Genomic DNA, 12458 nt, shown 5'->3' with positions numbered 1-12458 from the left:
GGGGCGGGGTGGGCTCCGCCCGGGCCTCAGTCCTTCGGGGCCGCCGCCTCCGGCCTGTCCAGCCACAGCTCCTCGAAGCGCACCTGGGGCAGCGCCTGGTGCAGCCGCATGCCCTGCACCAGGCCGTTGGCCACCGTGTGCATGCGCTGGTGGAAGAGCGGGATGATGGGGCAGTCCTCGTGGACGACCCGCTCCGCGTGCCGGTAGAGCCGCTTGCGCTTCTGGGGATCGATGGTGATGCGCGCCTCTTCCGTGAGCCGGTCCAGGTCCTCGTTGCGGTAGTTCAACGCGCACAGGAGCTGGGCCTTGGAGTGCAGCAGGTAATAGAGGAAGTTGTCCGGGTCGGGATAGTCGGCGACCCAGCCCACGCGGAAGGCGGACAGCCGCCCGTTGCGCCGCCGCTCGAAGAACTCGTCCGCGTGCAGCCCCTCGTGCCGCAGCTCCACCAGCCCCGCGTCCACCAGGGGCTGGAAGAGCACGGCGTCCTCGAGCGACGTGTCGTTGCCCAGGGGATGGTGCAGGGTGACGGGCAGGGTGCGCACTCCGGCCTCGCGCAGCAGCCGCTCGGCCAGGGCGATGTCGGTGCCCGAGCCCGACTCGCCCAGGGTCATCTCCTCCTCCAACAACTCCGGCGGCGTCAACGTGCGCGCCAGGCGTGCCCCCTTGTGGAACTGGTCCACCATGCCGCGCACGTTCAGGCCCGCCCGCAGCGCCTTGCGCACGCGCACGTCGTTGTAGGGCGCCTCGCGCATGCTGAAGCCGAGGAACGTCGTGGAGGGCGTGTTGCTGGCGAGCACCTGCTGCCCATCCCGCTCGAGTGACTCCACCTGCCGCATGAACAGGTGGGAGACGATGTCCACCGCGCCCTCGCGCAGCGCGTTCACGGCATGCTCACGCGACTCCAACAGGTGGAACTCGACCCGGTCCAGCAGGGGCTGCCCCGCGCGCCAGTAGCTGGGATTGCGCTCGAGCGTGATGAGGTCCGTGCCGAAGTCCACCAGCCGGAACGGGCCGGTGCCCACCATCTGCCCCCGGGCGTCGAGCCGGGCCACCGCCGCGCCCGGCAGGGTCATCAACTGGAGGAAGAAGGCCTTGGGCTCCTCGAGCCGGACCTCCAGCGTCAGGTCGTCCACCACCACCAGCCCCTTCACCTCGCGCGCCTGCCCCGAGGTCACCTCCTCGGCCCCCTCGACGACCTCCATCAGGGTGCGGTCCGGCGAGTTCACGGCGGGGTCCAACAACCGCTCGAAGTGGCGCTTCACGTCGCGCGCGTTCAGGGGCGTGCCGTCGTGGAAGACGACGCCCGGGCGCAGGTGGAAGCGGTAGCGGCGCGCCGAGGCATCCACCTCCCAGCGATCGGCGAGCTCCGGCACCAGCACGCCATCATCCAGGCGCAGCAGCGGCGAGAAGACACAGCAGGTCATCTCCAGCACCTGGGTTTCCACCGCGAAGAGGGGATCCAACCCGCCCTGGTTGTGCAGGAACGCGGACTGATGGACGCCCGCGCGCAGCGTGCCACCCGGCCGCGGCGCGGGCAGCCGGAAGCGGAACACCTCGCCGTCCAGGCTCGCCGCCTCGTGCGCCAGTTGCTGCACCGAGCGGCTCAGCCCATCCCCGATGCGGATGACCTGGAGCGCGTCCTCGCTCACCCGCGCCACCTCCTCGGCGATGGCCGTGTCCCCGCGCATGAGCACGCCGTGCGCCGCGCGGATCTCCTCGATGGCCGTGCTCAAGCGCACCACCGCGCCCGACAAGTCCCGCCCCGTGCGCGCCTGGCCCTCCGCCTTCTGCGACGCCTCCTGCGCGAGCTTGGCCATCTGCTGCGTCTGGTGCACCAGCTCGCGTCCGTGGCCCGCCTGCTCGATGGCCGCGCGCGTCACGTCGTCCACCCGCCGCGCCACCCGGCGGCTGGCCTCCACCACCGTGGAGCCCTGGGCATCCAGCCGCTTCGTCTCGGCCACCGTGGCCTCCACCGCCGAGAAGGTGCGCTGGGTGATGGCGCGGATCTCCCGCAGCGCCTCGGCGGCCCGGTCTCCGAGCTGCACGCCCGTGCTGGCCTGCTCGCGGCCCTCCCTCACCAGCGACACCGCCGTGCCCACCTCGCGGCGGATGCCACTGACCATGGTGGCGATCTCCCGCGTGGAGCGCGCGGTGCGCTCGGCGAGGCTGCGGATCTCATCCGCCACCACGCCAAAGGGCCGGCCCTGCTCTCCCGCCTGCGCCGCGATGATGGCGGCGTTGAGCGCGAGCAGGTTCGTCTGATCCGCGATCTCCTGGATGACGTCCACGATGCGGCCAATCTGCGTGGAGCGCACGCCGAGCGAGTCCACCAGCTCGGCCGTCTTGCGCACCGTCTCCTCCACCCGGTACATGCCCTGCACGCAGTCGTTGACGAGCACCGCGCCGTGCTCGGCGGTGGCCGTCACCGCGTGGGCGAGCTGGTTGGTCTCCGAGGCGCGGTGGCGCACGGCGTCGATGCCCGTCTGCACCAGCTGCACGAAGGCCTCCGCCTCGCTGGCGAAGCGCCCCAGCTCGTCACCCGAGGAGGCGATGTGGTGCAGCCGCTCGCTCATGGCCTGCACCTGCTGGGTGGTGCGGTGCGAGAAGTCGTCCAGCGCGAGCAGCGCCTCGGCCACCTGTCCGAGCCGCTCCGTCATGTCCGTGAGTGAGCCGTTGGTCTCCTGGATGAAGCTCTCCAGCTGCGTCACGCGCTTGCCCGCCGCCTGCATGCTCTGGCCCATGCTGAGCACCGACTGCTGCGAGCGCTCCACCGCGCCGCTCTGCCGGTGCGCGGCCTCCAAGAGCACGCGCACCTCCTCGGACACGCCCTGGCAGGTGCGGCGCACGTTGCCCGTCACCCGCTGCACCTGGGTGAGCGCCCGGCGCAGGGAGTAGAGCAGCCGGCGCACCTCGCGCTCATCGCGCAGGCCATTGTAGGCGCTGTTGGTGAGGTCTCCCTCGGCCAGGCGCGTGAGCAGGCTGGCCCGCTCCTGCAGGCGCCGGTTCGCCCACAGCGTCCAGAAGGCGTAGGTCGCCGCCATGAGCAGCAACGGCGTGCCGATCAGCAACACGGCCCAGCTCGACGGGGTCATGGGTTGACCGGCGACGAGGTGCAGCAGTCCGCCCGTCAGGATTCCGAGGGTGAGCCCGATGACGACGCTGAACGAAAGGAGGTACTTGTAGAGGTGCATGAGAGACCGAGGTCCCACCACCGTATCCCGCCTCGCCCATGGGGTCCTCATCTCGTCGCGCGGGAGCGCCCGGCGCGTGCTTCTGCCCGTGCTCCTGCTCGCACTGCCAGCAAGGGGCGGCGAGACCCCGGCCCCCACGACCGAGCAGGCCCGCTTTGTGTTCGCCTGGAAGGGCGTTCCGGTCGGACTCGTCACCCTCTCGCTCTCCCCCGAGGCCCGGCGCTTTACCTACACCTCACGGCACCTGCACACCCGCGGGGAGCACGTGGGGCAGCGCACGCGGGAGGAGACGGTGACGCTGGGCGAGGAGGGCGCCGTGGTGGGCCGCTCGAGCGTGTCCCAGGCGCTGTGGCTGTGGCACAAACCGCCCGCGAGCGGATGCGTGCTCGGCCGGGAGGAGCTGTCCGGACGCGAGGGGCCCCACTGCGTCACCTCCCTCCAGGAGGACCGTGTCGAGGGGACGCTGTTCGGCCAGCCCTTCTCCGCGCGCTATGACTCGCGGGGGCGGATGGTCGCGCTGGAGGTGGGGGAATCGCGCTTCACCCAGGTGCCCCCGGGCACGCGGCTGCGCGCGCCGCCGGAGCTCTTCGTGGACGGCGTGCCGGTGGAGGGCAGCCGGGGCGTGCTCGGCTTCGAGCCTCCCTGGCCGCTCGCGCGGCGCCCCGCGTGGTTGACGGAGTGGCGGGAGGCGCCGGCACGCGCGCTCGCGCGGGAGGTCCACGCGGCCTTTCCCGAGAAGCTGCCGAGCGCGGCGGACTGGAGCGACACGGGAGAGGGCGAGGCGGGCGGGTGTCTGGCGCATGCCTCGCGCTTCGCGGCCCGGGCGGCGGCGCGGGGGCAGCGCGTGGCGCTGGTGCAGGGCCTGCTCGTCGTGGACGGGGGTCCGGCCCGGCCCCATGCCTGGGTGCGCGTGGGGCTCGAGGGGGGTGGGGTGTTGGATCTGGATCCGACGTCGCTGGACGCCGTCCTGCCCACCACCCACCTGGCGCTCGCCGTGATGGAACCTGGCCGTCCCTCGGTGGAGGCCGGAGAGCGGTGGCTCGCGCTCTTGCGTGGCGAGCACCGAGTGGTGCGGGCTCCGGCCGCCCGGTGAGGCGGGCCCGGGAGCGGCTCAGTCGAAGGGGATGATGGAGAGCCGGGCGCCCGCGGGCGCGTCCAGCAGTTGCTTGGCGCGCGCGGGCAGGTAGGCCGTCTTGTCGTCCAGCCGGGCCATGGTGCGCACCGCGCGGAAGCGGTTGCGTCCCGACTCGCGCTCGTAGCCGACGAGCACGTCATCCCCCTGCATGTCGAAGTCCTCCGCGGCCAGCTTCACCGAGCGGTAGCGGCGCACGAGGGAGATGTCGGCGAGGTTGGCCTCGAAGTGCGGGCCGCCGTCGAAGGGATCGATGCGCTCCACGTAGCGGAAGCCGATGCGCTCGAGCATCCGCTGCACGCCCTGGGTGTTGGGGCCCACCTCGCCGAGCACCTTCTGCACGCGCTCGGGGAAGAGCGAGGCGTAGATGTCCGAGGAGGGGAAGAGCTCCTTGATGAACTCCTTGTTCTGCCGGCTGAGCCGGTCCGCGTCCTGGTAGTCCAGCCCGGTGAACTTCTTGCCGCACGCCTCCCACAGCAGGCTGCGCCCGTCGGGCATCAGCGGAGGCAGCAGCTCGGCGAGCACGCGCGGGCGGAACAGCCGCTTGTGCATGGCCATGAAGAGGAAGCGCACGTAGGACAGCTGCTTGCCGGGCTTGTCCGCCGTGGCGCGGTAGGGCGGATCCACCACCAGGCCGCCAATCTCCGTGGGGCCCTCGTAGTTGTAGCCGATGGAGAGCACCTTGTGCCGGAAGTGCCGGCCGATGCTGGCCGAGTAGTGCTCGCGCTCGGACACGTCGTAGTAGATGTGCGGCGCCTCGTAGGTGCCGTGCTGCGCGATGACCATGGACGTGCCGATGATCAGCTCGTTGCGCACGTCCTCCAGCACGAAGAGGTACTCGCGCTCGAAGGGATCCTTCACCTTGTCCGAGAAGCTCTTCACGGACTTGTCGATGATGGCCTCGAGCGTCTCCTCGTTGTTGGGCAGGTTGACGGTGTTGAGCACCGCGGCGAGCCGCTTCAGGCCGGGCAAATCGGTCTTCTGGACATCGCGCAAGACGAGCATGGGGGCACCCGCGCCTCTTTCCCCCCTTGGGAGAGGGCGCTGCGAGAAATCACCTTACACCACCGAGGGGAACCGCCAGCCGTTCCCGTCCTTCCGGATGCGACGCGTTGCGTTGGCTTTCGTGCTCGCCCGGCTGCCTGACACGTTTCAACGCACCTGGGCATGAGCCCAGGAGATGGCTTGATGCAGATCCTCAATCCTGGTGTAGCGCACCAGGTACATCTCGTCGCCCAGATTCACCCGGTAGGCGGGGGGCGTGGGGCCGTGGAGCAGGAGGTTGCCGCCGAGCCGCTCCAGCAACTGCTCGCGCGAGAGCTGGTAGTGCCGGTGGTGGTGGCGGCGGGTGATGTGAGCGGCGTGGAAGTGCGCCTCGAGCCGGATGCCGTCCATGTCCTCGCCGGTGAGCATGCGGGCCCACAGCCGGTAGACGTCCGCGTCACACGCGTAGTTCATCGTGTCCGTCATGGTCGCTCCGGGGGGGCGCAGGTTCGCCTCGAGCACGAGGAAGCGCCCGTCCTCTCCCCGGAAGAACTCGAGGTGGAACCAGCGCTCGCGCAGGCCCAGGGCCGCCAGCGTCTTGCGGCCGATGGCCTCCAGCTCCGGAGGCAGCTCGCGCAGCGTCCAGAAGGCCGAGTCGCGCGCCTCGTTCACCACCTCCATGATGCCGTCGAGGTACTGGTGGCTGATGGCGAAGACGACGCGGCCCTTGGCGTCCACGAAGCCGTCGTAGGTGAGCATCTGTCCCTTGATGAAGTTCTGCACCACGGCATCCGCCAGGGGCTGGATGATGGCGGCGTCCACCTCCTCGTCCGAGGACAGCTTGAAGGTGCGCGCCGCTCCCGCGCCCACGTCCGGCTTGATGACGATGGGGTAGCCCGCGCGTTGGGCGAAGGCCTTCACCTGCGGAGCGTCCACTGCCTTCTCGCACAGCGGATGCGGGATGTCCGCGGCGCGGAACACCACCGCCATGCCGTACTTGCTGCGCAGCCGGGCGATGTCCGGGGGCCGCAGTCCCGGGATGTTGAAGTGCTCGCGCAGGGTGGCCTCCACCGCGAGCCAGCTCTCGTTGAGCGACTCGATGCGGTGGATGAGGCCGTGCTTCCAGGTGAAGTAGCCCACCGCGCGCACCATCGCGTCCGTGTCGGTGAGGTTGGGCGTGTAGAAGTACTCGGTGAGTGACTCCCTCAGCTCCGGGCGCAGCGAGTCGTAGGGCGCATCTCCCAGTCCGAGCACTCGGAACCCCTGCTCCCGGAGCGCCTGGACGAAGAGGTAGAAGTGCGGCGGGAACTGGGGAGAGATGAAGACGAAGTTCATGGTGCCTCGACCACGGGGACAGGGAAGGGAGGATGCCGCGTTCCCCTGCCCCCGGGCGGTGTCACGTCGAGGGACGCGTCCGCCCGGTGACTCCCCGTGGACACTTCACGGGCCGGTGTGCGTCTCAGGCCCGGGACAGCTTCAGCCCCAGCTCGCGGCGGTAGCGCTCGAAGCACCGGGCGCCCGCGTTGAGGCGCATCAGCGCGCCTTCCGCGATGGGCCGCGCCACGCGGGGATTCGCCGCCACCAGAGGCTTGAGCACCTCGCGGTTCCACGCCTCGGAGTGCTTCACGTCCAGCGTGGCGTGCACCGCGTAGTAGCGCCGCACCGGCATCTTGAAGCCGAGCCGTTGCAGGCCCGCGTTGACGCACGCCGAGCGTCCCGGCGCCGTCAGCTCCACCGCGCCGAGCGCGCCCACCGACTGGTAGGTGTAGCGGCGGTTGGCGGCGAGCGCGACGAGGAGGTTGGCCAGCGCGTGCGCCTCCCACACCGTGCCCTCGTCCGTGGGGCGCAGGGTGAGCGCCGTGGCGAGCTGCGACAGCATGGGCCCATGCATCGCGTCCTCGCGGCCCCGGCCCATCTCGTCCCAGTAGTTGCGCGCCAGCTCCAGCTTGGCCTGCGTGGGCAGCTTCACCTGCGTCAGCGCCACCAGGTCATCGAAGCCCGCCTCGCCCGCGAACTCCTGGGTGAGGAACCAGTGGAAGGGCTCCAGCGGCGCCTCCGTGGCGAGCCACGCGAAGAGGGGGTCTCCCTGTCCCGGGCCCGTCTGCTTCAGCTCCTCGAACCAGGCCACGAAGGCCTCGGGCTCCTCGGGCGCCTCGGCGGCCCGCTCGGCCACGAGCGCGCGCTCGCGCTCGACGAACTCTCCCTCCAGCAGACGCAGCCGCGTCTCGCGCGTCACCTCCTCGCGCCAATCCTCATGCGGAAGCTTTGGCCGCAGACGCGTTCTGTTGAATTGAAGAAGCACCCGGTGGAGCGCGTTCTGTTCCTGCTCGCTCGCCCCTTCACCGAGGAGCGCACCGAGTTGCACATTCTCCGAGCCCCCGCTCTCTCCAAACCCCGCCATGGTGCACACCCTCCTGTCTGGTGCCCCGGCCTGATGCCGAGGCACATACAGGGGAGAAGGTGGGGATGCTCGCGGTCACAAGCCAGTCGTCGCTGACATTCGCGATCAGTGAGATTCGTTGTGAGAGGAATCAGTGCACCATCCAGACGGTGGACTGTGCCTATCAGGTGGCTTGGAGCATCAACCCACATATGAAGATTGGCGCCGTCAACTGGCGTCACGCCCGAGCCCAACATCAGGCCTACCGTCGCGCCCTCGTCGAGGCCGGCGCCGAGTTGATTTCCCTGCCCTTCGTTCACGGCGCGTATGATTCCGTGTTCGCCAAGGACAACGCCGTGTTGCACTCCCAGCGCGGGCGGATGCGGGCGCTGCTCGCCTCGCCCGTCCACGGCGAGCGCCAGCAGGAGCAGCGGGCGCGGGCGCGTGTGTTGGACACCCTGGGCTTCGAGGTCTTCAGCCCTCCCTCGGCGCACTTCGAGGGAGGGGATCTGGCGATGCTGCCCCGGGCGAGCGGGGCGCTGCTGGGCTACGGCCAGCGCTCCTCGGAGCGCGCGGCGATGATGCTCGAGGTCTTCCTCGACGCGCCGGTGACGCCCCTGGAACTGCGCGATCCGCACCTCTACCACCTGGATACCGCGCTGCACGTGTTGTCCGACGGTACAGTGCTCGTCTGCGAGGAGGCCTTCACGCCCGAGGCCTTGCGCACGCTCGCGCGCACCGAGGGCGTCAACCGCGTGCTGCGCGTGCCCTACGAGGAAGCGCTCGTCTTCGGGCTCAACCTCGTGGAGGTGGGCAACACGGTGCTGGTGGGCGCGCGGGCCCCCCAGGTGATGTCCCTGCTGCGAGCGCTGGGCCGCCGGCCGGTGGAGGTCCGGTTGGACCAGTTCCACCTGGCGGGTGGCAGCGCCGCGTGCCTCGTGTCACAGATTCATCACGCCGGGCGCGTGGCCACGAGCGACACCACGGCGATGCGCTCCACGTTCGCGTAGGGCCGCTGTTCCAGCTCCTCGCCGAAGACATCCGGGTCCAGCTCCTCGTACTGGAAGTGGGCCCGGGCCTCGGCGAGCACCGGGGCGAGCGCCGCGCGCAGCTGGTCCTCGCCATCCACCACGGGCGCGCCGCTGTAGAGCACGAGCGTGCCGCGGGGGGACAGGCGGCGCAGGGCCTCCCGGGCGAAGCGCACGGACAAGTCCACGCCGTGGGGACCGCCGCCATCGCGGTACGTGCGCGCGCCCTCGTCCACCAGGTAGGGCGGGTTGGCGATGACGAGATCCACCTCGCCCGGCACGCCGCCCAGCGCATCGCTCGTGAGCACCTCCACGTGGGACACCCCGTTGAGCGCGGCGTTGATGCGCGAGAAGCGCAGCGCCCGCTCGTTCACGTCGGCGAGCACGAGCGTGTCCACCCGGTGGGCGATGGACAGGCCGCCGGCCCCCGAGCCACAGCCCACGTCCACCGCGCGCCGGAAGTGGCCCGGCACGCGCGTGAGCAGGGAGGCGAAGCGGTAGGTGTCCGGACCGAAGAAGACGGCGTCCTTCTGCGACGTGGGATAGGCCTCGTGGAGGTAGAGCCCCGGGCCCAGGCTGGAGTAGCGCACGAGGCTGCGCAGCCGCCCATCCGGTTGTTTCTCCACCATCCGCGCGCGGTCCAACAGCGCCAGCATGGGGGAGGGCAGCACCTCCGCGGTGAAGGGCCGGTTCCAGCCAAACACATCGCGCGGCGAGCGCGCCGTCTCCGAGGCGCGGCGGGCGTTGACGCGCCGATGGGTCTCGGGCGTCACGGTGATGAAATGGTAGCCGGCGGAGCGCAGTGCGCGTCCGAGCTCGATCAGGGCCTCGTCCTGGGAATTCACCCCCGTACCCTTTGGCCGCGCGAGCACCCCGTCAAGCAAGGGCCGGTTTCCCGGCATCCTCCAGAGCACAGTTTTGCAGCGTCCGTGTTGGCGGACGACAGACCCGGCACCAGGCGCTCCAATGCCTGTCTGCTCTGCGGTCAAGGCCATAGAAATAACAGCCGCTTGAAATAAAAGCCGAACATGAAAGTGTGGGCCCCCACCGTTGGATGCCAGACGTTTCCGAGGAGGCCCATTGAGAAGACTCCTGCTTGCGCTGTTCGCCGTGTTGATGCCGGGCCTGTCGTGGGCGGGCGTCGTCTGGAGGGGAGACTTCGAGACGGGAGGCATCACGCAGTACACCCGCGCGCAACGGGTGAGCGCGGACCGGTTGCAGATCGTGCAGTCGCCCGCCTTCCAGGGCAAATACGCCCTCAAGGCCACGGTGCGTCAGGGCGATGATCCCATCGACTCGAGCGGCAATCGCAACGAACTCGTCTACCAGGGGCAGGAGAAGGAGGGCTCGGAGTACTACTACCGCTGGCAGGTGATGTTCCCCTCGGACTACCCGAGCGTGGACGCGTGGCAGGTCTTCACCCAGTGGCACCACTCGGGGTGCTGTGGCTCGCCGCCGGTGGAATTCTTCGTCAAGGGCGAGGAGATGCGGCTCACGCTCGCCGACAGCGCCACGCCCTGGAAGACGAAGCTCGTGCGCGGCGTGTGGCAGGACTTCGTCTTCCACGTGAAGTGGTCCTCGGACGCGTCCGTGGGCTTCGTGGAGCTGTGGCTCAACGGCCAGCGCGTGTTGTCCAAGTACAAGCACGCCACGCTGTACGAGGGCGATGGCGTCTACCTGAAGCTGGGCCTCTACCGCAGCGACACCGTGAAGCCCGTGGGCGTCGTCTACCACGATGGTTACACGCAGGCGACGCAACTGGCGGACGTGATGCCCCCTCCAGCGCCCCCACCCGCGCCGGTGGACGCGGGGACGCCAGCACCGGTGGACGCGGGCACGCCCGCGCCGGTGGACGCGGGGACGCCCGGGTCCGGGCCCGGGACGGAAGTGCCTCCGGCGGGCGAGACACCGGTGGACTCCTCGTCGCCCACGCCGGGAACGGGAACCGTGCTTCCGCCGGGCGAGCAGGCCCACGCCGTGGGGTGCTCGAGCACCGGCGGCGCACTCGGCGTCCTGGCGCTGTTGGGACTCGCCGGGCTGCCGCGGCGGTGGCGGCGCCGGTAGACGCGCCCTCGCGCTCGCTACCCATCCTCGTGGGGCTGTCGTAAGAGGCACCCCGCGAGGAGGAATCCGAGATGAGTGATGCGCGTGAGAAGGCGGTGCCCCACCTGAGCCCGGAGGAGTTCCGGCGGCTGGGCCACCGGATGGTGGATTGGATCGCCGACTACTGGGCGCGGCTGGAGTCCTTCCCCGTGCGCGCGGCGGTGGCGCCGGGCGAGGTGGCGGCGAAGCTGCCCGCGCATGCGCCCGAGGAGGGCCTCGAGGGCGCCGAGGGCTGGGAGGCCATCTTCCGCGACCTGGAGGACGTGGTGCTGCCGGGCCTCACCCATTGGCAGTCCCCCTCCTTCTTCGCCTACTTCCCGTCCAATGCCTCGGGGCCTGCGGTGCTCGGCGAGCTGCTGTCCGCGGGCCTGGGCGTGCAGGGCATGCTCTGGTCCACCAGCCCCGCGGCCACCGAGATGGAGACGCGCGTGCTGGACTGGCTGGCCGAGCTGCTCGGCCTGCCCACCTCCTTCCAATCGGGCTCGGGCACGGGCGGCGGCGTCATCCAGGGCACCGCCAGCGAGGCCGTGCTCGTGGCGCTGGTGGCGGCGCGTGAGCGGGCGCGGCGCGCGCTCGGCCGCGAGGCGGAGTGGGTGGCCTATACCTCCACCCAGACGCACTCCTCCGTGCTCAAGGCGGCCATGCTCGCGGGCGTGGCGAGCGGGGCGCAGGACGGTGTGCACCTGCGGCAGATCGACACGGACGGCGGCTACGCGCTGCGCCCGGACCTGCTGGAGAAGGCGGTGCGCGAGGACCTGGCCGCGGGCCGCCAGCCCTTCTTCGTGTGCGCGTCCCTGGGGACGACGTCCTCGGGGGCGATGGATCCGGTGCGCGCGGTGGGCGAGGTGTGGGAGCGCACCGGGGTGCGCGCCTCGGGCGGATGGCTGCACGTGGACGCGGCATGGGCGGGCTCGGCGCTGCTGTGCCCCGAGTACTCGGGCTTGCGCGAGGGGCTGGAGGTGGCGGACTCCTTCGCCTTCAACCCGCACAAGTGGCTGCTCACCAACTTCGACTGCGATGCCTTCTACACGAGGGACCGCAAGGCCCTCATCGACGCGTTGAGCGTGACGCCCGAGTACCTGCGCAACGCGGCCAGCGCGAGCGGTGCGGTCATCGACTACCGGGACTGGCAGGTGCCACTCGGCCGCCGCTTCCGCGCGCTGAAGCTGTGGTTCGTGCTGCGCCACTATGGGGCCCGGGGGCTGCGCGACTACGTGCGCGAGCACATCCGGCTGGCGGAGCGCTTCGCGGCGTGGGTCGAGGAGGACGCGCGCTTCGAGCTGGCCGTGCCTCGTTCGCTCGCCCTGGTGTGCTTCCGGCTCAAGCCCCGGCCGGGCGAGGCGCCGGCGGACACGGACACGCGCAACCGCCTGCTGTTGGAGCGGCTCAACGCGAGTGGCCAGGCGTTCCTCTCCCATACGGTGCTGCCTGGCGTGGACGGGGCACCCGCGCGCTACGTGTTGCGCCTGGCCATCGGCGCGGTGCGCACCGAGGAGCGGCACGTGCGCGCGGTCTGGGAGCGGCTCGTGGCGCTCGCGGGGAGTGGGGAATAGCGGGGCGGGCCCGACGGTAGAGGTCGAGTCACCGGGAGGAACGCCTGAAGTCGACTCACAGACCCACGAAGGAGGAGCTGCTGGCCG

At 70.6% G+C, this 12458-nt stretch carries 9 protein-coding genes; 4 read left to right on the top strand and 5 right to left on the bottom strand.

Annotated elements, in window-relative coordinates; genetic code table 11:
* Positions 1–26: 26 nt before the first annotated feature.
* Complete coding sequence (locus F0U63_RS43355) at positions 27–3191, bottom strand: ABC transporter substrate-binding protein (protein ID WP_395840218.1); 3165 nt, start codon at positions 3189–3191, stop codon at positions 27–29.
* 76 nt (positions 3192–3267) lie between these two features.
* Between F0U63_RS43355 and F0U63_RS43350 the strand changes: the two genes are divergently transcribed.
* The gene (locus tag F0U63_RS43350; protein WP_395848519.1) at positions 3268–4284 is read left to right on the top strand and encodes a transglutaminase domain-containing protein; all 1017 of its coding nucleotides are present in this window, start codon (positions 3268–3270) and stop codon (positions 4282–4284) included.
* An 18-nt stretch (positions 4285–4302) separates the two neighbouring features.
* Here the strand turns inward: F0U63_RS43350 and F0U63_RS43345 are convergent, their stop codons facing one another.
* From F0U63_RS43345 to F0U63_RS43335, 3 genes are all read right to left on the bottom strand, one after another.
* Positions 4303–5328 (bottom strand): arginine N-succinyltransferase, encoded by a 1026-nt coding sequence (locus F0U63_RS43345; protein WP_395840216.1) that lies wholly within the window; start codon positions 5326–5328, stop codon positions 4303–4305.
* 147 nt (positions 5329–5475) lie between these two features.
* Entirely contained in the window at positions 5476–6642 is a 1167-nt protein-coding gene (locus F0U63_RS43340) for an acetyl-CoA carboxylase biotin carboxylase subunit family protein (RefSeq protein ID WP_395840213.1), read from the bottom strand.
* 124 nt (positions 6643–6766) lie between these two features.
* Positions 6767–7708, bottom strand: a complete 942-nt coding sequence (locus F0U63_RS43335; protein WP_395840211.1) for an iron-containing redox enzyme family protein — start codon at positions 7706–7708, stop codon at positions 6767–6769.
* A gap of 65 nt (positions 7709–7773) precedes the next feature.
* Here F0U63_RS43335 and F0U63_RS43330 point away from each other — a divergent pair, with 65 nt between their 5' ends.
* Positions 7774–8697 (top strand): dimethylarginine dimethylaminohydrolase family protein, encoded by a 924-nt coding sequence (locus F0U63_RS43330; protein ID WP_395840209.1) that lies wholly within the window; start codon positions 7774–7776, stop codon positions 8695–8697.
* On the opposite strand, the gene F0U63_RS43325 is transcribed toward F0U63_RS43330, so the two are convergent.
* Complete coding sequence (locus F0U63_RS43325) at positions 8640–9560, bottom strand: methyltransferase (protein WP_395840207.1); 921 nt, start codon at positions 9558–9560, stop codon at positions 8640–8642. The genes F0U63_RS43330 and F0U63_RS43325 overlap by 58 nt on opposite strands.
* 235 nt (positions 9561–9795) lie before the next feature.
* On the opposite strand from F0U63_RS43325, the gene F0U63_RS43320 reads away from it, so the two are divergent.
* Together F0U63_RS43320 and F0U63_RS43315 are read left to right on the top strand one after the other, a co-directional pair.
* Positions 9796–10779, top strand: a complete 984-nt coding sequence (locus tag F0U63_RS43320) for a polysaccharide lyase (RefSeq protein ID WP_395840204.1) — start codon at positions 9796–9798, stop codon at positions 10777–10779.
* Positions 10780–10850: 71 nt separating this feature from the next.
* Positions 10851–12371, top strand: a complete 1521-nt coding sequence (locus F0U63_RS43315; protein WP_395840202.1) for a pyridoxal-dependent decarboxylase — start codon at positions 10851–10853, stop codon at positions 12369–12371.
* Positions 12372–12458 lie beyond the last annotated feature (87 nt).

The sequence above is a fragment of the Cystobacter fuscus genome, from assembly GCF_044360685.1.
Taxonomy (GTDB): Bacteria; Myxococcota; Myxococcia; order Myxococcales; family Myxococcaceae; genus Cystobacter; species Cystobacter fuscus_C.
The sequence above is the reverse complement of the archived record's forward strand: the minus strand, read 5'-3'. Positions and strand labels throughout refer to the sequence as shown.

What these genes read in the sequence shown, in the direction of transcription:
- F0U63_RS43355 (WP_395840218.1), bottom strand. Translation starts at nt 3,191, where the DNA reads ATGCACCTCTACAAGTACCTCCTTTCGTTCAGCGTCGTCATCGGGCTC.
- F0U63_RS43345 (WP_395840216.1), bottom strand. Translation starts at nt 5,328, where the DNA reads ATGCTCGTCTTGCGCGATGTCCAGAAGACCGATTTGCCCGGCCTGAAG.
- F0U63_RS43340 (WP_395840213.1), bottom strand. Translation starts at nt 6,642, where the DNA reads ATGAACTTCGTCTTCATCTCTCCCCAGTTCCCGCCGCACTTCTACCTC.
- F0U63_RS43335 (WP_395840211.1), bottom strand. Translation starts at nt 7,708, where the DNA reads ATGGCGGGGTTTGGAGAGAGCGGGGGCTCGGAGAATGTGCAACTCGGT.
- F0U63_RS43330 (WP_395840209.1), top strand. Translation starts at nt 7,774, where the DNA reads ATGCTCGCGGTCACAAGCCAGTCGTCGCTGACATTCGCGATCAGTGAG.
- F0U63_RS43315 (WP_395840202.1), top strand. Translation starts at nt 10,851, where the DNA reads ATGAGTGATGCGCGTGAGAAGGCGGTGCCCCACCTGAGCCCGGAGGAG.